22 protein-coding genes and 1 tRNA gene are annotated in these 24,088 nt (G+C 57.1%); 8 read left to right on the top strand and 15 right to left on the bottom strand.

Annotated features, from left to right (window positions below; translation table 11 throughout):
- Positions 1-103: 103 nt before the first annotated feature.
- Positions 104-179: transfer RNA gene (locus tag L2D14_10800), tRNA-Glu, on the top strand.
- A gap of 53 nt (positions 180-232) precedes the next feature.
- Here the strand turns inward: L2D14_10800 and L2D14_10795 are convergent.
- The gene (locus tag L2D14_10795) at positions 233-1,399 is read right to left on the bottom strand and encodes an acyl-CoA dehydrogenase family protein (protein ID WNJ98360.1); all 1,167 of its coding nucleotides are present in this window, start codon (positions 1,397-1,399) and stop codon (positions 233-235) included.
- A 286-nt stretch (positions 1,400-1,685) separates the two neighbouring features.
- Positions 1,686-2,207 (bottom strand): hypothetical protein, encoded by a 522-nt coding sequence (locus L2D14_10790; protein WNJ98359.1) that lies wholly within the window; start codon positions 2,205-2,207, stop codon positions 1,686-1,688.
- 266 nt (positions 2,208-2,473) lie between these two features.
- Between L2D14_10790 and L2D14_10785 the strand changes: the two genes are divergently transcribed.
- Complete coding sequence (locus L2D14_10785; GenBank protein ID WNJ98358.1) at positions 2,474-3,151, top strand: GntR family transcriptional regulator; 678 nt, start codon at positions 2,474-2,476, stop codon at positions 3,149-3,151.
- A gap of 430 nt (positions 3,152-3,581) precedes the next feature.
- Entirely contained in the window at positions 3,582-3,959 is a 378-nt protein-coding gene (locus tag L2D14_10780) for a hypothetical protein (GenBank protein WNJ98357.1), read from the top strand.
- A gap of 27 nt (positions 3,960-3,986) precedes the next feature.
- On the opposite strand, the gene L2D14_10775 is transcribed toward L2D14_10780, so the two are convergent.
- From L2D14_10775 to L2D14_10745, 7 genes are all read right to left on the bottom strand, one after another.
- Positions 3,987-5,021: a class 1 fructose-bisphosphatase gene (locus tag L2D14_10775; GenBank protein WNJ98356.1), complete on the bottom strand. Its 1,035-nt coding sequence runs from the start codon at positions 5,019-5,021 to the stop codon at positions 3,987-3,989.
- 92 nt (positions 5,022-5,113) lie between these two features.
- On the bottom strand, positions 5,114-5,560 hold the full coding sequence (locus L2D14_10770; protein ID WNJ98355.1) for a dCMP deaminase family protein: 447 nt from the start codon (positions 5,558-5,560) through the stop codon (positions 5,114-5,116).
- 27 nt (positions 5,561-5,587) lie between these two features.
- Positions 5,588-7,387: a single-stranded-DNA-specific exonuclease RecJ gene (gene recJ, locus L2D14_10765; protein WNJ98354.1), complete on the bottom strand. Its 1,800-nt coding sequence runs from the start codon at positions 7,385-7,387 to the stop codon at positions 5,588-5,590.
- A 7-nt stretch (positions 7,388-7,394) separates the two neighbouring features.
- The gene (glpX, locus tag L2D14_10760; protein ID WNJ98353.1) at positions 7,395-8,372 is read right to left on the bottom strand and encodes a class II fructose-bisphosphatase; all 978 of its coding nucleotides are present in this window, start codon (positions 8,370-8,372) and stop codon (positions 7,395-7,397) included.
- A 142-nt stretch (positions 8,373-8,514) separates the two neighbouring features.
- Complete coding sequence (locus L2D14_10755) at positions 8,515-9,807, bottom strand: homoserine dehydrogenase (GenBank protein WNK01677.1); 1,293 nt, start codon at positions 9,805-9,807, stop codon at positions 8,515-8,517.
- Entirely contained in the window at positions 9,801-11,024 is a 1,224-nt protein-coding gene (locus tag L2D14_10750) for an LL-diaminopimelate aminotransferase (protein ID WNJ98352.1), read from the bottom strand. The genes L2D14_10755 and L2D14_10750 overlap by 7 nt, the downstream gene beginning before the upstream one ends.
- 69 nt (positions 11,025-11,093) lie before the next feature.
- Positions 11,094-12,275, bottom strand: coding sequence for an OmpA family protein (locus L2D14_10745; protein ID WNJ98351.1), 1,182 nt, complete (start codon positions 12,273-12,275; stop codon positions 11,094-11,096).
- Between the two features lie 348 nt (positions 12,276-12,623).
- On the opposite strand from L2D14_10745, the gene phaC reads away from it, so the two are divergent.
- Complete coding sequence (gene phaC / locus L2D14_10740) at positions 12,624-14,426, top strand: class I poly(R)-hydroxyalkanoic acid synthase (protein WNJ98350.1); 1,803 nt, start codon at positions 12,624-12,626, stop codon at positions 14,424-14,426.
- Between the two features lie 105 nt (positions 14,427-14,531).
- Here the strand turns inward: phaC and L2D14_10735 are convergent, their stop codons facing one another.
- A complete protein-coding gene (locus L2D14_10735) occupies positions 14,532-16,031 on the bottom strand; it encodes a PLP-dependent aminotransferase family protein (protein WNJ98349.1) in 1,500 nt (499 codons plus the stop codon).
- A 100-nt stretch (positions 16,032-16,131) separates the two neighbouring features.
- Between L2D14_10735 and L2D14_10730 the strand changes: the two genes are divergently transcribed.
- Positions 16,132-16,575, top strand: coding sequence for a GNAT family N-acetyltransferase (locus tag L2D14_10730; protein ID WNJ98348.1), 444 nt, complete (start codon positions 16,132-16,134; stop codon positions 16,573-16,575).
- A 91-nt stretch (positions 16,576-16,666) separates the two neighbouring features.
- On the opposite strand, the gene meaB is transcribed toward L2D14_10730, so the two are convergent.
- Positions 16,667-17,608 (bottom strand): methylmalonyl Co-A mutase-associated GTPase MeaB, encoded by a 942-nt coding sequence (gene meaB / locus L2D14_10725; protein ID WNJ98347.1) that lies wholly within the window; start codon positions 17,606-17,608, stop codon positions 16,667-16,669.
- 1 nt (position 17,609) lies between these two features.
- Positions 17,610-18,296, bottom strand: a complete 687-nt coding sequence (locus tag L2D14_10720) for an alpha/beta fold hydrolase (protein WNJ98346.1) — start codon at positions 18,294-18,296, stop codon at positions 17,610-17,612.
- Positions 18,297-18,474: 178 nt separating this feature from the next.
- On the opposite strand from L2D14_10720, the gene L2D14_10715 reads away from it, so the two are divergent.
- Entirely contained in the window at positions 18,475-20,037 is a 1,563-nt protein-coding gene (locus tag L2D14_10715) for a DEAD/DEAH box helicase (GenBank protein WNJ98345.1), read from the top strand.
- A 49-nt stretch (positions 20,038-20,086) separates the two neighbouring features.
- Entirely contained in the window at positions 20,087-21,169 is a 1,083-nt protein-coding gene (locus L2D14_10710) for a GntG family PLP-dependent aldolase (protein WNJ98344.1), read from the top strand.
- Positions 21,170-21,172: 3 nt separating this feature from the next.
- Here the strand turns inward: L2D14_10710 and L2D14_10705 are convergent, their stop codons facing one another.
- The 3 genes from L2D14_10705 to thiS form a co-directional block, all read right to left on the bottom strand.
- Complete coding sequence (locus L2D14_10705; protein ID WNJ98343.1) at positions 21,173-21,769, bottom strand: thioredoxin family protein; 597 nt, start codon at positions 21,767-21,769, stop codon at positions 21,173-21,175.
- 32 nt (positions 21,770-21,801) lie between these two features.
- Entirely contained in the window at positions 21,802-22,383 is a 582-nt protein-coding gene (locus L2D14_10700; protein ID WNJ98342.1) for a TetR/AcrR family transcriptional regulator, read from the bottom strand.
- A gap of 106 nt (positions 22,384-22,489) precedes the next feature.
- Entirely contained in the window at positions 22,490-23,482 is a 993-nt protein-coding gene (thiS, locus tag L2D14_10695; GenBank protein ID WNJ98341.1) for a sulfur carrier protein ThiS, read from the bottom strand.
- 157 nt (positions 23,483-23,639) lie between these two features.
- Between thiS and aroQ the strand changes: the two genes are divergently transcribed.
- Complete coding sequence (gene aroQ / locus L2D14_10690; protein ID WNJ98340.1) at positions 23,640-24,086, top strand: type II 3-dehydroquinate dehydratase; 447 nt, start codon at positions 23,640-23,642, stop codon at positions 24,084-24,086.
- The last annotated feature ends 2 nt before the right edge of the window (positions 24,087-24,088 follow it).

Here is a 24,088-nt window from a genome sequence, read left to right as displayed (position 1 = left end):
CCCTCGTTGCAGCAGGCTTGGATTTCAAAAAAATTATTGCCTTGGCATCGTTTCTCGCTTGATTTCCCCGCTCTGAGTGGGTACCACCACCCTCGCTGACCGTGTCCCCTTCGTCTAGCGGTCTAGGACGCTGCCCTTTCACGGCGGAAACACGGGTTCGAGTCCCGTAGGGGACGCCATTCAGCCAAAGACGCTAGCCCGCCCTCCGGCGGGCTTTTGTCGTTTTGGATCATCAATAGCTTTTCGGCAGACCAAGCACACGCTCGGCGATGTAGCACAGTGCGAGCTGCGGCGAGACAGGCGCGATCCTTGGGATCAGGCTTTCACGCAGATAACGTTCGACATGGTACTCCTTGGCATAACCGAAGCCGCCATGCGTCATCACAGCCGTCTGACAGGCATTGAAACCGGCCTCGCCGGCCAGATATTTGGCCATGTTTGCCGTCGCACCGCAGGGCAGCCCCTGATCGTATTCCCAGGCCGCTTTCAGCGTCATCATCCAGGCGGCTTCCAAAGCCGACTGGCATTCGGCCAGGGGGTGCTGGATCGCCTGGTTTTTACCGATGGGGCGATTGAACACGATCCGCTCGTTGGCATATGCAGCAGCGCGGCGCACCGCCGCAAAGCCGAGACCGACGGCCTCGGCGGCAATCAGCATCCGTTCCGGGTTCATGCCATGCAGGATGTATTCGAACCCCCGTCCCTCCTCGCCAATCAGATCGCCGACGGGAATTTCAAAATCCTCAAAGAACAGTTCGTTTGAATCGACGGCCTTGCGGCCCATCTTGTCGATTTCGACGACCTTGACGCGCTTGCGATCGAACGGGGTGTAGAACAGCGACAGGCCATGGCTCGGCTTGTCGACGTCTTCGAGCGGCGTGGTTCGCGCGAGCAGCAGGATATTGTCGGCTTCCTGCGCCGTGGATATCCATACCTTCTGGCCATTCACCAGATATTTATCGCCATGCCGTTCGGCCCGGACCTTCAGTTGCGTGGTGTTAAGCCCGGTGCTGGGTTCGGTAACCGCGAAACACGCTTTTTCCCGGCCCTCGGCCATCGGGCGGATCATCCGTTGCTTTTGTTCTTCGGTGCCGAAAATAGCGACCGGGTTCAGACCGAAGATATTGATGTGAACCGCAGAGGCACCGGACAGCCCGGCCCCCGATTCCGAGATCGTCCGCATCATCATGACGGCTTCGGTGATGCCCAGCCCGGCACCGCCCTCTGCTTGCGCCGTGCAAATGCCCAGCCATCCCTCTTCGGCCAGGGCGTGATAAAAATCGTGGGGAAAGACACCGTCGCGGTCCCGCGCGAGCCAGTAATCATCGTTAAATCCGGCACAGATACGGCTTACGGTGTCGCAAATGGCTTTTTGTTCGTCGCTGAGTGAGAAATCCATACTGTCCGTTCCATATTGCCAAGCTGCGCGAGTTGGGCCACCGCGCCGCGAACGCCAGTTTAACGACCTGACCGAACGCCGGACCAGATCGTATTTGTGCGCACCCAGCACAACGAGAATATGGCCGTGAACTTTCTTGCAAAGCAAAGAAAACCCGGACCGTTTTCATGGCCCGGGCAAAGTCTACAAGTTGATAGGGTGTGTTACTTGACGGCTTCTTGAATCTTCACATAGACCCCGCGCTGATTTTTCATGATTTCATCGGCCGTTTTGGTGTCGTGGAAAGTTAGGTCGATGTCCCGTTTCTTGCCGATACCTTGCGCAAAATGGCGGTGACGCAAATCAGGGGGATGTTGCGTTCACCCAGAAACAGCATGAGGCAGGAGATGAGAACCGGGCCGCCTGTTCGGATGCCGATTTCTCCGATGGTCAGGACGGCGCACAGCACGATGACGGCAGACAGGAGAAATATCGCAAACTGCCAAGCGGTCATGGGAAAAAGTTCATCGTCATGTGCACGCTGCAGCAAGGGCTGAACGATCAGGACGAACGCGCACAATGTCATGCCCGACGCCATCACGGTCGGGTAGACCTTGGGTAAAAGGCCGAAGAAAATTCCTTCCTCGGTTTCAACGAAATCACATAGAAGATCAGAAGTAATCAGGCAAGAAGCAGCCCGATACCGCCGATGAGATCGGCTTTCCGCATTACATTCTGCTCCCGGTCTTTGTTCGCCGTTTCCTTGCCCGGTGATTGTGTCTGCACCGTTTAGAAGCAGGTAATTTTTACAAGATAACCCTTTAATCATGCGATTATACAATCTTAGTGTGACGGGCCAAGATCAACCCTGCAGCTGTTTGACACTTGGGAAGCTTCGGCGGCATCTATATGATCAACCAAGCACACATGACGGAGCCGATCCGTCAGGCACTGTTTTGTTTCTGCTTGTTTTGAACGTGACTAAAGGCGATCAGTACCGATATGTACACATGGCTCAGCGCTTATGAATTCCGATCGGACGTCACGGCCGAAACAACGGACCGGGCAGGATAACAGGAAGGGGCAACATCAAGAATGGCGCGCCACGAATACAGCTTCAAAGTCATAAAACCGACCACGCCACTGCGACATGATGTGACAGAAAGTATCCGTACTGCCATCGCCGTGGGCAGGTTCGCATCGGGTGAGCGTATGCGTGAACGCGATCTGTGTGAAATGACAGGGGTCAGCCGAACGCTTGTTCGAGAAGCCCTCAGGCAGTTGGAAAGTGAAGGTGTTATCGAAGTTGTTGCGCATCGTGGACCGGTTGTCGCCGTCATCACCGAAGAACAAGCCAGGGGAATCTACCAGGTCCGTGAGGTTCTGGAGGGCCTGGCTGCAGATCTCTATGTGCGGAATGCTTCGGACGATTCCAAGGAGGAACTTCGGGAAACTCTGCAAGACATGCGCGATTCTTTTAAAGTAGACGACCCAATTCGCTGGCTTGAGGCAAAAAACAAGTTTTACGACTGCCTCATGCGTGGCGCAGGAAATGATGCTTTGGGACGATCCCTCAGCTTGCTGAATGCGCGTGCCATTTTACTTCGCGCACGCTCGATGAAGACACCGGGACGCATCGACGTCAGTCTCCGCGAGATCGAGAAACTTGTCGATGTCCTTTTGAACGGTACGCCAAGCCAGGCACGCAAGGCCGCTGTCGCTCATGTTCGGGAAGCAGGCAAGGTGGTCTTCGCATCGTTCCGCGAGCACTAAAATCCGCGTAAAGCATCTCCTAAGGCTGCCGATATCGGAAGAATGCCTCGTTATTGATTAAATATAATGATTTTTCAAAAAACTAATTTCATCTTTAAGTAGTATACCCTTTAAATTTCGAACAATCGAACTATGAATAAGAATCGCTACCGCAAGATGTGTGCCCACACATTTTATTTGCGAGCTGCCGTCTCAGGCATCTATTATATTCACTTATCATGAATAGGTATTTCATTTATTAAATAGGAATTTAGTAAATAAAATTTCCAGAACTTAGATATAAAATGACAATCTTTTGACTTAATTCAAGTTGGGCGCTGAACCTATTTTTCCATATACCAAATTGGACACGAATAATGTGGTCGCCAGGCCTTTGATCATCTAAACGGGAACTTGTGATTAAGTTTAAGTACACTTGAAAGAGGTTACCTTGAACGCACAGCATTCAGGTTCTCAATCTTCTCCGCATGCCGCTTACTCCAACGACGATATGCTCAAACCGGCTGAGGCTTACCTTAAAACAATCTCATCTTTAAATAGATTATGGGCTGAAAAGAACGGTGTCGTCGTCATGACGGCCATGACGATGCTCTACCGCTCTGCACGTCAAGGTTATGAGACGGATATTACGGCTTTTGCCGCAGCCATGAGCCTGCCCCGTACAAGTGCGCACAGAATGCTGCACGATTGGGAGAAAAAGGAATACGTCCGTCTGGAGCGCAAGGGCAGAAAAACCACTATCCACCTCACCGAACAAACGCTTGAAAAGCTGATGACATTTTTCAACAACCCAGCTTCCATATTTTGATGCCATCAGGTGCCGCCCCTTTGGGGATCAGCCGTTAGCGGCATCATGCTCGGCGTGATAATCAACAAGACGTTGCACTTCGTTTTTAGCACCGATAATAACCGGAACGCGCTGATGTAGCCCCGTCGGCTGCACTTCAAGAATACGTTCACGCCCCGTTGTGGCCAAGCCGCCAGCCTGCTCGATGATAAACGACATCGGATTGGCTTCGTACAATAGGCGGAGACGCCCCCCCTTCTCGCGGATTTTCTCGTCGATCGGGTACATGAATATCCCGCCCCGTGTAATAATGCGGTGTACGTCCGCGACCATCGCCGCAACCCAGCGCATATTGAAATCCTTTTCGCGCGGGCCGGTTTTCCCGGCCAGGCATTCATCCACGTAGCGCTTGACCGGGGGCTCCCAGTGACGCTGATTGGATGCATTAATCGCGAATTCCTGTGTGTCTTCAGGGATGCGGATGTCCGGGTGGGTGAGCACGAATTCACCGATGTCTGGGTTCAGGGTAAAGCCGTTGACGCCGTTCCCCGTCGTCAGAACCATCATCGTCGCCGGGCCGAACAGCACATACCCTGCACATAGCTGTTGCGTGCCGGGCTGCATAAAATTCTGCGCCAGGTCATCGCCGGGTTCGTCCGGCATACAGCATATCGAGAATATCGTGCCCATCGGGCCGTTGACCTCGATATTCGAGGATCCGTCGAGCGGATCGAAAATGAGCAGGTATTTCCCGCGCGTGAGCGCCTTGGGAACCGGATAAACGTCGACCATTTCTTCCGATGCCATGGCAAACAATTGACCGCCCTTTTCGCACCAGCTGATCGCCAGCTCGTTGGCCATCACATCGAGTTTTTTCTGATTTTCGTCCTGTACATTGATGCCGACCGCAGCACCCAGTTCTCCTGACAGTTCGCCGCGACGCACCAGATTGGCAACGCCCTTGCAGGCTGATGATACGTCGTCCAGCAGCAGTGTGAACTCGCCGGTAACCCCAGTGATATGGGACTGCTGGCGCATAATGAAGTGCTTCAGTGTCTCGCGGTAGGACACGGTTTCCCCCATAATCAGTTATATCGTATTGGGTACGGAAAAAAACTGCCGTAGCCATTAATTGGCTTAGCACACGCGTTTCGGAAGGCCAACGCAAACGGCGATTAAATGTCCAATAAATCCACGTCGACATTAGCCTCGGCAAACATCTGCGAGGATATCTTGAACTGTGTCTTCCAGGGTTCTTTCGAGGTGTCCGGTGTCGGCGAGACAACGCGGCTGATGCCGGATTGAATGATCAGCACGGCACAGCGCGCACACGGAGGCAAGGGTGTTACGAAAAGCGTACAGCCGTTGGCCTGGTTGCCCGCAAACATCAGGGCGTTGGTTTCGGCATGCACCACCATTTCATACTTGATGGCGCGGTCCCCGAGCCGATCTGCCGTATCCTCGACACCGAACGGAAACCCGTTGAATCCCGTGGCGACAATACGTTTGTTGCGGGGATCGACAATGACCGCACCGACCTTGGTCGAGGGATCCTTGGACCATTGCGCGATAAAGCCGGCAAGCTCCATAAATCGCTTATCCCATTTTGTATTATCGCTCATAGCATCCCCCATGTTTTACGGCAGTGTTTATCCAACGTCTCCGCTTGCCTGCGTCAGTGCAACGTCTTCAAGATGAAACTTAACACGTGTACGCCCTTGCCAGCTATCGGCTTTCAGGCGTCCGGCGACATGAACCGTTTGATTGTGTGCCGAAAGCAGCAACTGGCCGAGTGGTGTGCCGACGGAACGGAACGAAATACCTTCCAGCGTGCCGCCGCTGCCTTGCGACAGTGAAAAGCGGATATGATCACCGCCGACGATATCGGCAAAGGGTATTTTGACGTTTCTGATCGCCAGGCGCGGTTCGGGGTTGCCCGGGCCGAATGGTGCCAGGGTAGCGATTTCCGCCGCCAGCTCGACGCTTGCGCCACGCAAGGCGATTGATCCGTCCAGACGCAGGTCGGGTTTGATTAGTGCTCCGCCAGTTTGTTGGGATATGCGTTCATCCAGAAAAGCCCTGAATTCATCAAGCGCGCCACTCGATACAGAAAACCCGGCCGCCATGGCATGGCCACCGCCCTTGATCAAAATGCCTTTTTGACGTGCGGCAATGATCGCAGCTCCCAGATCGACTCCATAGACAGAGCGGCCGGACCCGGTGCCGGTGTCGCCGTCCATGGCAATGACGCAAGCCGGGCGGTGATAGCGCTCGACCAGCCGGCTGGCGACGATGCCAACGACGCCCGGATGCCAGCCCTGATCTGCGCATACAACGGCAGCCCCCGGCTCGGGACCTTTTTCTATCTGCTGAAGGGCTGCTTCGAAGCAGGCAGCTTCGATCTCGCGCCGCTCCCCGTTGAGGATATCGAGGCGTGTTGCGATCGCGGCAGCTTCGCCTGGGTCTTCGGTCCTGAGCAGCTTCGCACCCATGCCGGAATCGCCAATTCGGCCACCGGCATTGATGCGCGGCCCCAGGACAAAGCCCAGGTGATAGCTTTCCGGCATGGCATGCAGTCCGGCGACATCCGACAAGGCCCTGAGACCGGTATTTTCACGCTTTGCCATGACCTTCAGGCCCTGCACGACGAAGGCGCGGTTGATGCCTTCAAGCTTGACCACATCGCAAACGGTACCGAGCGCCACAAGGTCGAGAGAACGGGTTAATACCGGTTCCGGACGTTCAGCCGTCCAGTAGCCGCGTTTGCGCAGTTCCCTGTTGATTGCGACGGCGTACAGAAAAGCGAGTCCGGCCGTGCACAGATGGCCGTAAACCCTGTCCTCATCCATCCGGTTCGGGTTAACCAGTGCGAGGACATCCGGCAATTGCGGTTCGGCCTCATGGTGATCGATGACGACAATATCCAATCCCGCATCCTTGCCGGCCTTCAAGGCATCGAACGCGGTTGTGCCGCAATCCAAAGCGATTACGACACCGATCCCCTGCCCGGCCAGCTTTTGCATGGCGCCGACGGAAGGGCCATAGCCTTCCTTGATGCGGTCCGGGATGTAAACCAGCGGTTCGGCACCGGCGGTGCGCAGGAACCGGGCAAGCACAGCCGACGAGGTCGCACCATCGACATCGTAATCGGCAAACAGGGCTATTTTTTCGTTATTCAGGACGGCATCGGCAAGCCGGACGGCAGCCTTGTCCATATCGACGAAGCGGCTCGGATCGGGCAACAGGTCCTTGAGGGTCGGCGCGAGAAATTTTTCCGCATCTTCGATGCCGATACCCCGGCCTGTGAGTGCACGCGCGGTGATATCCGAAAGCCCCAGCGATTGCGACATGGCGAGCGCGGCCCGCTCGTCTATGTCACGCATAACCCAGCGGCGGCCCGAAACGGAATTCTCGACACCTGAAAACACGCCGCTTGCGATAGTGTCCAAGGTTGTCTCAGCCGACCGGTGGCCGGCGTGTGAAGTCATGGTGTGCCTCGATAAAGCGGTATGTGCCGGTAAGTGAGCGGACAACGAGTGAATGGCTGAGCGCACCGCCGTGTTGGCTATGGATACCGCGTAGAATAGCGCCATACGTCACACCGGTCGCGGCAAAGGTCACGTTACCGCTGGCCATATCTTGCTCGGTGTAAATCCTGTCGAAATCCTCGATCCCAGCGTCGCGGGCAAGCAGCCTGTCATCGTCCTTGCGGGCATAGAGCCTGCCTTGCATCTGCCCGCCGAATCCTCGCAGCGCAGCCGCCGACAACACACCTTGTGGGGCCGCACCGATGCCCATGTAGATATCGACCCCGCCTTCATCCAGTGCCGTTGCAATCGTTGCCGAGACGTCGCCGCCCAGGATCAGACGGACACGCGCACCGGCGGCACGGACTTTGTCGAGCAGCGGACTGTGACGCGGGCGGTCGAGCATGCAGACGACCAGATCCGAAACCGGTACCGACTTTGCGGCGGCCAGGGCCTTGAGATTTTCCTCTGGTTCGCGGTCAAGGTCGATAACCCCTTGCGGCAGTCCGGGGCCGACGGCGATCTTGCTCATATAGATGTCGGGGACTTTCAGAAAACTGCCCCCCTCCGCCATGGCCACCGTGGAGATGGCGTTCGGCCCGCCACGGGCAACGATGCTCGCCCCTTCAAGGGCGACAACCGCAACATCGACCTTTGGCCCCCGGCCGGTGCCGACACTTTCATCCAGATAAAGCTTTTCAACCTCACCCTTCTGCCCTTCCCCGACACGCACCGTGCCTTCGATGGCCAGGCTGTTCAGCAATTCCTTGGCCGAGGAAATGGCGGCCTGATCGGCTTGCATATGATCGCCCGACCCCATGTGCCGGTACGCCGCCAAGGCGGCGGCTTCGGTCACACGGACCAGCTCAAGCGACAGGTTACGGTCTTTTGCTGCGGGTTCAGACATAGTGCTATTTTGTCCGTATCAAGGATCGAACTAAAGGAAGAATACCTGATAGTTTCGTGAAAAGCAGGTTTTCGGGATATTACAGCTCAAAAAGACTGAAAAACCGGGTTTTACCAGACCCAAACAGCAGTTAGTTCCGGCCTTATAGAGCTTCGATTCGAATAACGACCGGCGGCTCCACCACGGCATCGATACGGCTGATCTGATCGACGGCGCGGCGCATGGCCGCTTCTTCGGTTTCGTGCAGCGTCATGACAACCGGAACGATCTGCCCGGGATCGCGGGAACGCTGTAGCACGGATTCCATGGAAACATCGTTATCCGTCAGCGCGCCGGCGATTTCCGCAAACACGCCGGACTTGTCGACGACATTAAAGCGGACGTAATACGCCCCCATATGACGATCCATGGGGCGTGTCGGAATGTCGCGAAGCGTGCTTGCCGGTATGCCGAAAAGCGGCACACGATGCCCGCGCGCGATATCGATGATGTCGGCGACGACGGCGGACGCGGTGGGGCCGCCGCCGGCGCCACGGCCTTCATGCAACACGGTATCGACGAAATCGCCCTCGGCAACGACGGCATTGAAAGAGCCTTCGACAAGATTGATCGGGGTGTCGATCGGCACCATGCAGGGGTGCACCCGCTGTTCCACCACATCGCCGTCCAGCGATGCAATGCCCAGCAGCTTGATGCCATATCCCAGTTCTGCGGCAAAATCGATATCGATGGGGGCGATATTGCGGATCCCCTCGACGTGAATGCCGTCGAAATCGATTTTTGTACCGAACGAAAGCGCCGACAGGATCGCCAGTTTGTGGGCGGTGTCGATACCGTCGACATCGAAGCTCGGATCGGTTTCGGCGTATCCCAACTTCTGAGCCTCTTCGAGAACGTCGGCAAAGCTGCGCCCCGTATCGCGCATTTCCGTCAGAATGTAGTTACAGGTGCCGTTGAGAATGCCGTAAACCCGTTTAATGCCGTTCGCGGCCAGCCCTTCGCGCAGACCCTTCAGTATGGGAATGCCGCCGGCGACAGCCGCTTCACAATAAATCGCGGCTCCGGACGCCTCGGCAATCGCGGCAAGATCGCTGCCGTGATGGGCGATCAGGGCCTTGTTGGCGGTCACCACATGCTTGCCGGCCTTAAGCGCTTTCTCGGCCAGCGCCTTGGCAACCCCGTCCGAGCCACCGATCAGTTCGACGACAAGATCGATATCGTCGGCAGCGGCCATTTCTACCGGATCGTCATACCAGCGATACCCGGAAATATCGATGCCCCGGTCCTGCGTGCGCGAACGCGCGGAAACGGCGGTGATTTCAATATCGCATCCGGCCCGCAACGACAGCAGGTTCTTATGGGTTTCTATCACCTGTACCGTCCCTGCGCCGACAGTGCCGAGACCGGCGATGCCGATCCTGATGGTGTTCATGATGCCTCCTTGGCACGGTTTGCGGCCGGATCGGCATTCACACCATGGCTTTTCAGGAAATTCTTGATGTTGCGGACCGCCTGACGTGTACGCTGGACGTTTTCGACCAGGCCGATACGGACATGATCGTCGCCATGTTCCCCAAAGCCCAGCCCCGGTGCGACGGCGACCTCGGCTTCGCTCAGCAACAGTTTGGAAAACTCGATCGATCCCATGTCCTTGAACGCAGGTGGTATCGGTGCCCAGGCAAACATCGTCGCCGGCGGTGACGGGATATTCCAGCCGGCGGCAGACAGGCCATCGATCAGAATATCGCGGCGTTCCTTGTAGATGCTTCTGGCTTCGTCGACACAATCCTGCGGACCATTCAGCGCGGCAGCGGCAGCCACCTGGATCGGTGTGAAGGCACCATAATCCAAATAGGACTTTACCCGTGCCAGTGCCGCGATCAGGCGTTCATTGCCGACCGCAAAACCGATGCGCCAGCCCGGCATGGAATAGGTCTTGCTCATCGATGTGAATTCGACGGCGACATCCCATGCCTTGGGTATCTGCAGGATCGACGGCGGTGGATTGCCGTCGAAATAGATTTCGGCGTAAGCCAGGTCGGACAATATCCAGATACCGTGATGACGGCAGAAATCGACGACTTCTTCGTAGAAATCGAGGCTGGCCAGTTCGGCTGTCGGATTGTTCGGATAGTTGAGCACCACCGCCGTCGGCTTCGGCACGCTGTGCTGCACGGCGCGGTCCAGGGCCGCCATGAACTCGGGCCCCGGCTTGACCGGGATCGAGCGGGCCGCCGCGCCGGCGATGATGAAGCCGAACTGATGGATTGGGTAACTCGGGTTCGGCACCAGGATAACGTCGCCCGGACTGGTGATCGCCTGCGACAGGTTGGCCAGCCCTTCCTTGGAACCAAGCGTGACGATGGCCTGCTTGTCGGGATCGACGTCGACACCGAAACGACGGCCGTAATACGTGGCAATCGCCTTGCGAAGACCCGGAATACCGCGTGAATTCGAATAGCGGTGCGTCTTCGGGTTATCGACGGTTTCCTTGAGCTTCGCGACCACATGTTCCGGTGTCGGCAAATCCGGGTTACCCATACCGAAATCGATAATGTCGGCACCGTCGGCGCGCGCACGCGCCTTCATGTCGTTTACCTCGGCAAAGACATACGGCGGCAGGCGTCTGATCTTGTAAAAGTCACGTTCCATGGCGCTCTTTCATCACAGAAAGACCCCAGCGATACAAGGCTGAATTCGTACGAAATGGCGAATTGGCAGCTAGTTTGAAAGATAGATTTCGGTGCGGCGGTTTCCGGCTTCACCCGACGGCATGACTTCAAGATAAATCGGATGATTGTCGCCGACGGCTGCCGTCAGGATTTTCTCTGATGAAATCCCCATCCGCTTCAATTCAGACGCAACCTGATTGGCACGCTTGACCGAAACCTGATAATTGGCGCGTTTATGTACCGACGGATCCATGTTTTTCGTGCGCTGGCTGGCGTGTCCGATCACCCGTACGGTGGCATTGCGTTCACGCTGCAGGCGGGCCACGTCGGCAAGAATTTTGCGATCGTTGGCATCCAGGCCGGCTGAACCGTTATTGAACAGGATCGTCGCCACCTTGGTCGATGTCGACGGCAAAGGCAGTGCGCCATTGTTGGAAACCTGCCCTGCGGCCAGACGCGACAGGGGGGCACCGGTGCCGACATTCTGGAACTGCATGGTTGGCGCCATTGCCGTCTGCACACCGCCGGAAGAAATAATCACGGTCGACTGACCGTCCCCGGCATAGCCCGTATCAGACGGCAGCAACGATCCCTGATCGGCGGCACGCGCCTGAATTTCCGCCAATTGCTGCTGCAACCGGCCGCGCATGCCAGGATCGACGCCGTAGGAAGCATCCGGTCCACTGGAAACGGGGGCGACACTGCTTTCGGCGGTTTTCGTCACCGTTTTCGCCGGCATTGCCGGTTCCGGCGCCTTGGTCGTCATCACCGGCTTGGCGGGTTGCGGTGCCGGGGCGATTTGCTGTGCTTCGACCTGCGGCGCACTCGGTGCCTTGTCCTCTGCATACAGGGAATTCTGCGCAGAATCCCCCTGGCGCTGCACGCTGTCGGCATACTTGCGGCCCTGCGTATCGGCGGTCAGGCCACTGGTCATGTTCTGGCGTTGCGCCATCTGCTCGTCGACACGGCTGAGATTTGGGCTCGCGCCATCGGCGCCCGGCGGCTGTTCACCGCGATTTGCCTGCAGGTCATTGCCGGCTGCTTCATTGGTTTTGCTGTCTTCACCTGCGACGTAGTCCGACGTCGAGCGGTACCAGGCAGCAGGGTTGATGGCATCGGGAACCTTCGAACACGCACTCAAAGCAATCGAGCTGCCGATAACGACAATCATGCTTTTCAATAGCGGTCGCTGGCCGGTTTTACCAACCACGGAATCAAGCGTTCTTGTCATTGCGCCCCTAAGCTCCCTCGTTATTTCCTGCCGGATATGCCCTACCCGGCAACCTTATGGCACAAGCACACTGCCATGCCAGCCCCTGATCGGGCCTATTATTCTGTTATCCTGCGCTATTGAAAGCATAACATACAATGAGCGCAAGATTTTACATTGCTCCCAAAGGGTTAAATCTTTACAAACATGCAAATATGTTGCATTGCACAATAAGCATGGCGATATACAAATTTCAAGCTGGCTTTATCGGCAGTGACCCGTGCCGGAAGCGTGTTCAAGCCTTCACGTTTCCATCCGGCACGTTTAGCGGTTTCTCTTGTTTATCAAAGGCTTCTGATAGGTGTTTAAATGACTGATCAATCCAAGCAAAAAGTCGATATCGATGAGTCCCAGATTTCGGAAACGATGGCCGATATCGCCGAGCGCTCGCAGCGCCTCGTGCAGGAATTCCTGAGCAGTCATTCCCAGCCCGGCAAGTCTTCCGTCGGCATCGACGACCCGCTGAACATCGGTACGGCGTTTTTCGAGATGACCTCCAAGATGATGACCCAGCCGCATAAAATGGTCGAAGCCAACATGCACCTCTGGCAGGACTATATGAAGCTCTGGCAGAACACCGCGAGCCGCATGATGGGTCAGGATACCGAACCCGTTGTCGAGCCGGAGCGCGACGATCGCCGTTTCAAGAACGAAGCCTGGGAAAACGAAGTCTTCGATTTTATCAAGCAGTCCTACCTGCTGACATCGAACTGGATGGAATCCACCGTCAGCGACGTCGAGGGCCTGGACAAGAAAACCCACAAGAAGGTCGAGTTCTTCACCAAGCAGTATGTCGATGCGCTGTCGCCGACCAATTTCGTGATGACCAACCCCGAAGTGCTGCAGACGACCATCGAGAGCCATGGCGAGAACCTCGTCAACGGTCTGCGCAACCTGCTTGAGGATCTGGAGCGCGGCGGCGGAAAACTCTCGATCAAGATGACCGATGCCGATGCCTTCGAAGTCGGCAAAAATGTCGCCACGTCGCCGGGCAAGGTTGTCTTCCGCAATGACTTGATGGAGCTGATCCAGTACACGCCGACGACGGAAAAAGTCGCCAAGACGCCGTTGCTGATCTGCCCGCCGTGGATCAACAAGTTTTACATCCTCGATCTGCGCGAGAAAAACTCGTTCATCAAATGGGCCGTTGAACAAGGCAACACCGTGTTCGTGATTTCCTGGGTCAACCCGGACCGCGAACTGGCCATGAAAACGTTTACCGATTACATGCTTGAAGGTCCGCTGGCCGCCATCGAAGCGATCAAGAAGGCAACCGGCGAAGACGAGGTCAACGCCATCGGCTATTGCATCGGCGGCACCCTGCTTGCGACCACGCTTGCCTATATGGCGGCGAAAAAGATGAAGGGCGTCAAATCCGCCACCTTCTTCACGACGATGGTCGACTTCGAGGAAGCCGGCGATCTTGGTGTGTTCATCGACGACACCTCGCTCAAGAACCTCGAAGACAAGATGAATTCCCGCGGCTATCTGGAAGGCAGCGAGATGGCCTCGACCTTCAATATGATGAAGGCCAATGATCTTGTGTGGTCGTTCGTGGTCAACAACTACCTGCTCGGCAAGGATCCGTTCCCGTTCGATCTGCTGTACTGGAATTCGGACTCGACACGGATGCCGGCGGCCATGCACAGCTTCTATCTGCGCAACATGTATCTCGACAACAAACTGGTCGAACCGGGCGGTATCGAAATCGAAGGGGTCAAGCTGGACCTCCGCAAGATAGATGTGCCGACGTACATCATTTCGACTCGCGAAGATCACATCGCGCCGTGGATTCCGACCTACAAGGCGACGCAGCTTTACAAAGGCCCGATCCGCTTCGTGCTTTCCGCATCCGGCCATATCGCCGGTGTCGTCAACCCGCCCGCGGCTGGCAAGTACTGCTACTGGATCAACGACGAAACGCCGGCCGATCCTGACAAATGGCTGGCCGGTGCCGAACAGCACGACGGGTCGTGGTGGCCGGATTGGGAAAAGTGGATCACGAAGCAGAACGGCAAGGAAATGGTCGACGCCCGCAAACCCGGCGACGGCAAGCTCAAGGCTCTTTGCGATGCGCCCGGCACCTATGTTTCCATGACGGCCGAGGACTGAGCGGAATATACTGCATCCGTCATCGCAAGCTTGATTTGGAATCCTGAGAGTCCGGCAAAGTCCGTGACTCGAAATATGGATCCTGAATCAAGTTCAGGACGACGCTCAGAGAATATTCCCAATCACAGCGGCCAGTTTCTCGACGCTGCGTTTGATATCGCGGGTTTCCGAGCCGGCGTATCCCAGCACCAGTCCGTTGCGGTCGGGTGTGCCCAGGTAAAACGCGCTCAGCGGATCAACACTTACTCCTGCCCGGGCTGCGGCATCCGCAACGTCGGCATCGGAAATTCCCGCTTCAGGGCGAATCAACGCGACCATGTGCATGCCGGCCTCATCGGGGGCAATTTCCAAAACATCGGAAAGGTGCTTGCGGACCGTATCGATCAGAACCTGCTGGCGCTCGGCATAGAGGATGCGCATGCGGCGGATGTGCGCGGCGAAATGACCGCTTTCGATGAATTGCGCCAATACCGGCTGCATGACGATGGCCGTCTGATCATCGAGTGATCGGCGAATGCGGATGATCGGCTCCGCCAGCGACGGCGGCACCACCATGTAACCGAGCCGGATCGCCGGGAACATGACCTTGGAAAAGGTACCGACATAGATCACCCGGCCGCTGTGATCCAGCCCCTGCAAAGCGGACAGCGGGCGGCCCGCATAGCGGTATTCACTGTCGTAATCGTCTTCCAGTACCCACGCACCGCTCTCCGCCGCCCATTCCAGAAGTTCAAGACGCCGCGCAAGGCTCATCACCGCCCCCAGCGGATACTGATGCGACGGGGTGACGACGGCCATCCGCGCGTCGGGCGCGCGCGCGATTCCTTCGGCTACCACAAGCCCCTGCTCATCGACCGGTAGCGGCACCAACTCGGCCTCGGTCGCCGTCAGCACACCCTTGATGCCCGCATAGCCGGGATCTTCGATCCAGACCTTGTCGCCGGGATCGAGCAATGCACGGGATGCCAGATCTATTGCCTGCTGCGCCCCCGCAGTCACGATAACCTGTTCGGCATCGCAGACGAGACCGCGCACGGCACGCAGATATTCCGCGATGGCGACCCTGAGCGGCATATGTCCGCCGGGATCGCCGTAAGATACAAGCATCCGTGGCGGATTGCGCCAGAACTTGGCGACCATGCGGCTCCATTGTGTCCACGGAAACCGGTCGATTTCCGGCAAGCCTGTACGGAAGGTATGCGCCGATGAAGATCTGTGCATGCGTGGTTTTGCCGCCAACAATGCCTGGCCCTTTACGGACAGTTCCGTGTCGGGTGCAGTTTCGGTGACAGAGCGCTTTTCAGAGAGCGTGCGCGCTGCCAGTACATCTTCGGGAAGCACTCTGGATACGCGTGTACCGGAACCGACATGGCCTTCCGTATATCCCTCGGCGAAAAGCTGATCGAACGCCGCCAGTACAGTGTTCCTGGATACCGATAATTCAACCGCGAGCGCGCGGGTCGACGGCAACCTGCGCCCCGGTGCCAGACGTCCGCCAAGGATGGCGTCGCGGATCTGATCGTATACCTGACGATGCATGGGCACGGCGCTGTCGCGATCGACGGCGATCATCAATAACGGTGCGTGGTCGGAAATCTGTGGCACGGCGCCCTCCAATTGGCACCCTTATTTTGCGTATTAAGGTACTTTTGAAAAGACCATTATGTGATACCTATCAGCACCGGTCATACGAAGGAGAATATCCATGAACATTACTGTCCGCCCGATTGCGGAAACAGACAAAGCCCGTTGGACGGAACTCTGGCACGGCTATCTGACGTTTTATAAAGCGCCAATCGATGACGAAAATACGGCGCTGCTTTGGGACCGCTTGATGGCAGACAGCGATCCGCACGGCCTGGTCGCATGTACGGACGACGGATCGGTTGTCGGTCTTGTGCATTATCTTTTCCATGCCACCTGCTGGACCGTCCACGACAAGTGCTATTTGCAGGATTTGTTCGTCGATCCAAAAGCCCGTGTCGGCGGCGCCGGACGCGCGCTGATCGAAGCGGTCTATGAAAAGGCTGCCGAAGCGAAAGCGTCCGAGGTTTACTGGATGACGCAGGAATTCAACAGCGTCGCCCGTGTGCTGTACGACCGCGTCGGTGAACTGACACCGTTCATCAAGTACCGGAAGCTGCCGTAGGTCCGCCCCCTCTCCCTCGCACGTGCTACGCACGCAGGCCTCACCCTCTCCCAAGGAAGAGGGTGGCGAGCAATGCGAGCCGGGAGAGGGGTTAAATTTTCTTCAGCAATTCTTCCGCGGCCTGACGCGGTGACATGTCACCACTGATCGCGCTTTCAACCGCGTGGGTCAGGGAATCGCCCTCGCCGATGCGCTGGCGCAAAAGGTCTTCGGCGGTTTTCAGAATACGCGTTTCAAGAATGCGCCGCTTGCGGATCTCGCCCTCGCCGCTCTCGATCAAATGTGCGCGATGAGTTTCGAGCTTATCGACCAGTTCCTCGATGCCGAGGCTCGTTTCCGCGCTGGTGCGCAATACCGGTACTTCCCAGCCATGGCGGTTACGGGCCGTCGAGCCGAGATGCAGCATGGCCTTCAGGTCGGCGACGGTGCGGCTGGATTCTTCCTTGTCGCATTTGGATACGACATGAAGGTCGGCGATTTCCAACACCCCGGCCTTGATTGCCTGAATGCCGTCGCCAAGTCCAGGTGCTGAGACCACAAGAACGGTTTGCGCTGCTTCGGCGATGTCGACTTCGTCCTGACCGACGCCGACGGTTTCGATCAGCACGACATCAAAGCCGGCCGCATCCAACACATCGACGGTGTCCAGCGCGGCGCGCGCCAACCCGCCCAATGCACCACGTGTTGCCAGTGAGCGAATGAAAACCCCGTTATCGGTGGATAGATCGCTCATCCTGACGCGATCGCCGAGAATCGCGCCGCCGGAATACGGGCTGGACGGATCGACGGCAACGATACCGACGGTTTTGCCGCGCGCCCTGAGCGCCTTGGCCATGGCATGCACCAATGTCGATTTGCCGGACCCCGGCACACCGGTCAGACCGATAACGTGCGCCTGCCCGGCATGCCTGTGGATGTCCGCCATGACCGTCGCGACGTCTGCCGGGCGTCCTTCGACTTTCGACATCAACCGGGCAATGGCCCGGGTTTCGCCGGCGAGAACGCGGCTCAGGATATCGTCATTGCCATCCATATCAGTCAATTCCGAGCCATTGCCGCATCGCCGCATTCACGGCGTCCGGTCTTTCCAGGGTCGGCAAATGCCCGCTCATCGGCACCTTGACCAGATTTGCCCCGGGAATCAGCGCCGCCATCTCGTCATGCAGCGGCGGCGGTGTCAGCGCATCTTCGGCACCGCACAGTACGAGCGTCGGGCAATCGATCCGCTTCAGGGATTCCGTGCTGTCCGGACGCTGAATAATCGCGTTTTGTTGACGCACATAGGCTTCCGGCCCGACATGCAGGGCGGAGGCGCGAATTTTCGCCATCAGTTCATCGTCGCTCAGGCGCGATGGATGGACGAAGCTCTGGAAATGTTCTTCGATGACGTCCGTGAATCCGCCGTTTTCGACACGCCCGATCAAATCCCGGCGGATTTCGATCCGCTCGTTCGTGTCGGCGTGCGGCGATGTGTCGAACAGCGCCAGGTGCGTGACCCGTTCGGGGGCCTGGCGCATGACTTCCATCGCCGTGTAACCGCCCATGGACAAGCCGCAGACAGCAAAGGTTTCAGGCATTCTGGCGACAGCGCGCACGGCCATACCGGCTAGACTGTCGTCCAGCGTCATATCCGCGATCACCGGGCTGCACGCATCGGCAAGCCCGGCAACCTGTCCCGACCACAATGCATCGTCGCAAAGTAAGCCGGGCAAAAGAAGCAAAGGTGTTTTCATGGAATGACGTTAGAATATGCTTTCGCTTTGGAAAAGGCCGGAAGTTATTGACTTAAGCCGCTGAAACCATACACTCCGGCCAGTCTAATAATGATGATGACGAGATGCACTTAAATCTTTGGCCACGTAGCGGCTCGCAATGGCATCTCAGGAAAAACGCTTCCATATGAAATTTACCGATCTCGGTCTTAGCGACGAACTTCTCCGTGCCGTTCTTGAAGCGGGTTACGAGGAACCGACTCCGATCCAGGAGAAAGCCATCCCCGTTGTCCTGATGGGCCGCGACGTGCTGGGCTGTGCCCAGACAGGTACCGGCAAAACGGCCTCCTTCACCCTGCCGATGATTGATATTCTGGCGCAAGGCCGTGCCAAGGCACGCATGCCGCGCTCGCTCATCCTCGAGCCGACGCGCGAACTGGCTGCACAGGTCGCCGACAATTTCGAAGTTTACGGCAAATATCACAAGCTTTCGAAAGCTCTTCTGATCGGCGGCTCATCGATGGAAGAACAGCTTAAGGTGCTGAACCGCGGCGTCGACGTGCTGATCGCAACGCCGGGTCGGTTGCTGGACGTCTTCGAACGCGGCCACCTGCTGATGAACGACGTCAAGGTGCTGGTCATCGACGAGGCCGACCGAATGCTCGACATGGGCTTTATTCCCGACGTCGAGAAGATCGTCAGCCTGCTGTCGCCGATGCGTACCACGCTGCTGTTCTCGGCAACCATGCCCAAGGAAATCCGCCGTCTGGCCGACAAGTTCCTGTCGAACCCGAAGGAAATTTCCGTATCCGCGCCGGCGTCCACCGCCGACACCATCACGCAGGGGCTGATCAAACTCAAATCCGCAGGCCGTGCGCCGGGTGCGGCGCAAAAGGTCAAGCGTGAAGCCCTGCGCGGTCTGATCAAATCACAAACCGAACTGACCAATGCGCTTGTGTTCTGCAACCGCAAACGCGATGTCGACGTGGTCTACCGTTCACTTGAAAAGCACGGTGTCAATGCAGCCCGCCTGCATGGCGATATGGCACAGTCGGTGCGCATGGATACGCTCGATAAATTCAAGAAGAACGAAGTCACCATTCTGGTTTGCTCCGACGTTGCCGCGCGTGGCCTCGATATCTCGACGGTCAGCCACGTCTTCAATTTCGATGTACCGACGCATGCCGAAGATTATGTGCACCGCATCGGCCGTACGGGACGTGCCGGGCGCAAAGGTGCAGCCTTTACGCTGATGATGCCGGATGAAAAGAAATATCTGGACGGCATCGAGAAACTGATCGGCAAGCCGATTCCGGTACTGACCGGCGAAACCGGCAGCGCCCAGCAAGTCGAGGCGGTTGCCCAAGCTTCGGATAAGGCTACGGATCAGGCGCCGGAAAAAGCAGCGGATCAATCGCCCGCTGAAAAGACCGACAAGACCGAACAGAAACCGGATACGAAATCCGACGAGAAACCCAAGCGCGGCCGTGGCCGGGGCACCAAAGAAAAGAGCGCCGAAAAGCCGGAACCGAAGCAGGAATCCAAGGCGGAACCCAAGGCCGAATCCAAGGGCGACGAGAAACCCGCTTCAAAAAACGGCGAAAAACCGACCCGCAAACCGGCCCGTAAAAATGCCGAAAAGAAACCCGGCACCGGCAATTTGAGCGGCAAGGACGACGATGAGAACCCCACCTGGGGTGAACACATGCCTGCCTTCCTCACCAAAGAGGTTGTGTTCTCCAAGGGGTGAAACAATATAGCCTGTATAACCGGGCATACACTTCACGGGAGAGCCAGTCATGAAAGTCGATTTACTCGGCAACGCGCGCAAGGCCGCTGAAATCGCCGGCAAACTCCGCGTCGATCTTTATTCCGATACCAACTCAAAACCGACGGCCGGCATGCGCCAGGCCATGGCCGATGCCGAATGCGGCAACGAACAGGCACTCGAAGATCCGACTACCAACCGCCTGCAGGAACGCGTTGCCGAACTGCTCGGCAAGGAAGCGGCTGTCTTTCTGCCGTCCGGCACCATGTGCAACGAAATCGCCTACCGTGTCTGGGCACGCCAGGGCGACGCCATCGTCATGGATAAAACAGGCCATGCGCTGCTGTTCGAAACCGGTGGCCCGGCCGCCCTTTCCGGTCTGATGATCACCACCATCGACAGCCCCGAAGGCATATTCACAGGGACCGAAGTGCGCGCCGCCGTGGCCAACCCGGGACGCCATTCGCCACGTCCGAAAGTCGTCAATATCGAGAACACATCGAACCTCGGCGGCGGTAAAATCTGGCCGATCGATCATATCCGCGACGTGGCCGACACCGCACACAGCCTTGATATGTTCGCGCACATGGATGGCGCGCGCCTGATGAATGCCGTTGTCGAAAGCAATTCCCAGGCGAGCGATTTCACCGCCGCGGTCGACAGTGTGTGGATCGATTTCTCAAAGGGACTGGGCTGCCCTATCGGCGGCGTTCTCGCCGGACCAGCCGACTTCATCGACGAAGCGTTCCGCATCAAGCACCAGTTCGGCGGCGCCTTGCGCCAGTCGGGGCTTGTCACGGCGGCATGCAATTATGCCCTCGATCATAATGTGGAACGTCTCAGGGATGATCACGAGAATGCCCGCAAACTTCATGCGGGGCTGCGCGAGATCAAGGGTGTTACGGTGCAGAATGATACCTGCGAGACCAACCTTGTGTTCTTCGATGTCGCAGGCACGGGTAAGAATGCCCGCGATGTGGCAGCTCAGTTACTGGAACACGGCATCCGCATCGGTGCACAGACGGATACCCGCATGCGGGCCGTCACCCATCTTGACGTCGGCACGGAAAGCATCGACCTGACGCTGAGCGCGCTTAGAAAAATCCTCGCCTGATACTTACCAGATCTCGGGCTTTTTGCCTTCGGCCTCCAGTCGTTTGAACTTGTCCTGCAGGAAGCGCTGGAAGAGCTGGTCCTTGTACGCGCCCTGATGCACGAATTCGAACATGGACTGAAAGTGAAACGGCTTGAAGTAACCGGGCATGCGCGCAACTTCGTTTTCACCTTTGGCTATTTCGTCCGGTGTCCCGACGAAGACGATGGTCGGTGTGAAGTTGACCCGCCAGCGGCGCGACAGTTCGCGTTCTTCCATGGCCTTGCCGTCGAGATCCGTGACTTCGCGCGACCCCCACATATTCAACTGCACGACTGAAAAATTCTCTTTGATGAAATCACTGATTTCCGGTTTCGCCAGATTGACCTCGTGCATTTCCCTGCAATACGGGCAGCCGCGTTGCTCGAAAAACACCGCAAGACGCTTGCCGTTCGCTGCCGCTTCGGCAGCATCTTCACCAAGGATCAGAAAACTTTCCGCGAACCACGGCTGCACATGCAGACCGCTTTCGTTCAACGTTACGGCCCCGGCATTAGGTGTGTAAAAACAGCTTAGGCTAACGGCTAGTATCGCCAACAGGCGTTGCACAACACTTGTCATGTTTTCCTCCGTCCCATGTAAGAGACAAATTATCAGCCAAGCGCATTAATTGTAATATCGACCACATCATAGAGCTTTTCCGTGTCGGTATGCGCTTTTCCCATGACAAGAATACCATTAAGGCTAGAAACAAGGAACCGTGCCATGGACTTTGTATCGTGCGAGGGAGATATCGTGCCTTCGCGCTGACCGCGCACAACGAGGGTATGGAAGGCTTCTTCCATGATCGCCAGTCCCTGCTCGACCCGTACACCTGCTTGTTCGTCTCGCACCGACACCTCGACGGCACAGTTGTTCAGATAACATCCACGCCGGCTGGTCGGCTCCGCCATGCGTTGGACAGCACGGTCAAACAGTGCGCGGATTACCTTGCGCGCCGGGGCATTGATATGCGTTGCGCCGGAAATCTGCGATGTAACCGTGCGGATGTAATGCTCGATCGTTGCCAGAAACAGATCGTGCTTGGAGCCGAAAGTCTCGTACAGGCTGGATTTGGAAATCCCCATGGCGGATGTCAGATCGCCAAGCGACGTCGCTTTGTATCCATAACTCCAGAACACATCCATTGCGCGGCCGAGCGCCTCGTCGACTTCGAATTCCTTGGGTCTGGCCATTGCCTTTACCTTTTATGATACAATAACGGACCGCTCTGTCCAGAACCTGCCATGACAATCCTAAGACAATGCTAACGAAGCGTTAGCAAAGCGGTTCAGGGAAACATCAGATAAGGCCCGACAGCGGCGACGACGGATCGGCGTACATTTTTCTGGGCATACGGCCGGCGAGGTACGAAAGGCGACCGGCGATAACCGCATGCTTCATCGCTCTGGCCATGCGGATCGGGTCGTCGGCCCCGGCAATCGCAGTGTTCATCAGAACACCGTCACAACCGAGTTCCATGGCGATGGTCGCATCGGATGCGGTGCCGACACCGGCATCGACGATGACGGGGACTTCCGTTTGTTCGACGATCAGGCGGATATTGACCGGGTTCTGAATGCCGAGGCCGGATCCGATCGGTGCACCCAGCGGCATGATGGCAACGGCTCCCGCTTCCTCGACACGCTTGCAGAGGATTGGGTCGTCTGAACAATAGGCCATGACCCTGAAGCCTTCTTCGGTCAGCTTGGCGGTGGCTTCGATGGTTTCCGGCATCATCGGATAAAGTGTGCGGGCTTCGCCCAGTATCTCGAGTTTAACGAGATCCCAGCCGCCGGCTTCACGGGCCAGGCGCAGCGTGCGCACGGCGTCTTCAGCCGTAAAGCAGCCCGCCGTGTTCGGCAGATAGGTGTATTTCTTCGGATCTATATAATCGATCAGCATCGGCTGATCCGGATCGGTCAGGTTCACGCGCCTGACGGCGACCGTGATCATATCGATGTCGGCTGCGACGCAGGCCTTGCGGTTGATTTCGTAATCGGCGTATTTCCCGGTACCGATGATCAGACGCGATTTGAAGGTCCGGCCGTCGATAATAAGCGGGTCGTCGTCTTCTACGGCAGGGCCATCGGGCGCGCCGCCGCCGATAAAGTGCACGATTTCAAGCTTGTCGCCATCGTTCAGCCGTGTTTGACCATAGGTCGACTTGGGAACGATCTCCAGATTGCGCTCCACAGCGACTTTCGCGGGATCGAGGCCTATTTCGCGCAGCAGGTTGTCGACGCTCAACTCGACGCCGAATTCCCGTTTTTCACCGTTAATCGTAATGTTCATTTGTCTTTCCTATGGTGTTCCCATGAGTATGGGTTGGCGGCACACTTTTTTCAACGTGGCAGGGCTGAGAATTCGTCCTGTTTCCCATGCTGCCGGGCGTGATATAAAAATACCGAATCTCCTTGCCTTTCAAGGGTTGTAAGGACGCGAATAGCCGATGCCGAGTACGATTATGATATTAAACGGGCCCAACCTGAACTTGTTGGGAACCCGCGAGCCGGAGATTTACGGCTCGGAGACCCTGGCTGACATCGAGGCCCGGTGTGTGGCGCGTGCCGAAGCCCTTGGCGTGGCTGTCGATTTCCGCCAATCAAATATCGAAGGCGAGTTGGTCGGCTGGATACAGGAAGCCCGCGCAGCGCACGCCGGCATCATCATTAACGCCGCCGCCTATACACATACGTCGGTGGCTTTGCTTGATGCGCTGAATGCTTGCGACATGCCGATCATCGAGGTTCATCTATCGAATATTCACCAGCGCGAATCATTCCGCCACAAATCTTATATCGCCCGTGCGGCGGACGGCATGATTTGCGGCATCGGGTCGCTCGGTTACGAGTTGGCAATTGAAGCCGTGACAAGACGGCTAGACGGGAGCAAATGAAG

This window comes from Thalassospiraceae bacterium LMO-JJ14 (assembly GCA_021555105.2).
In the GTDB taxonomy this organism is placed as follows: Bacteria; Pseudomonadota; Alphaproteobacteria; order Rhodospirillales; family Casp-alpha2; genus UBA4479.
The sequence above is the reverse complement of the archived record's forward strand: the minus strand, read 5'-3'. Positions and strand labels throughout refer to the sequence as shown.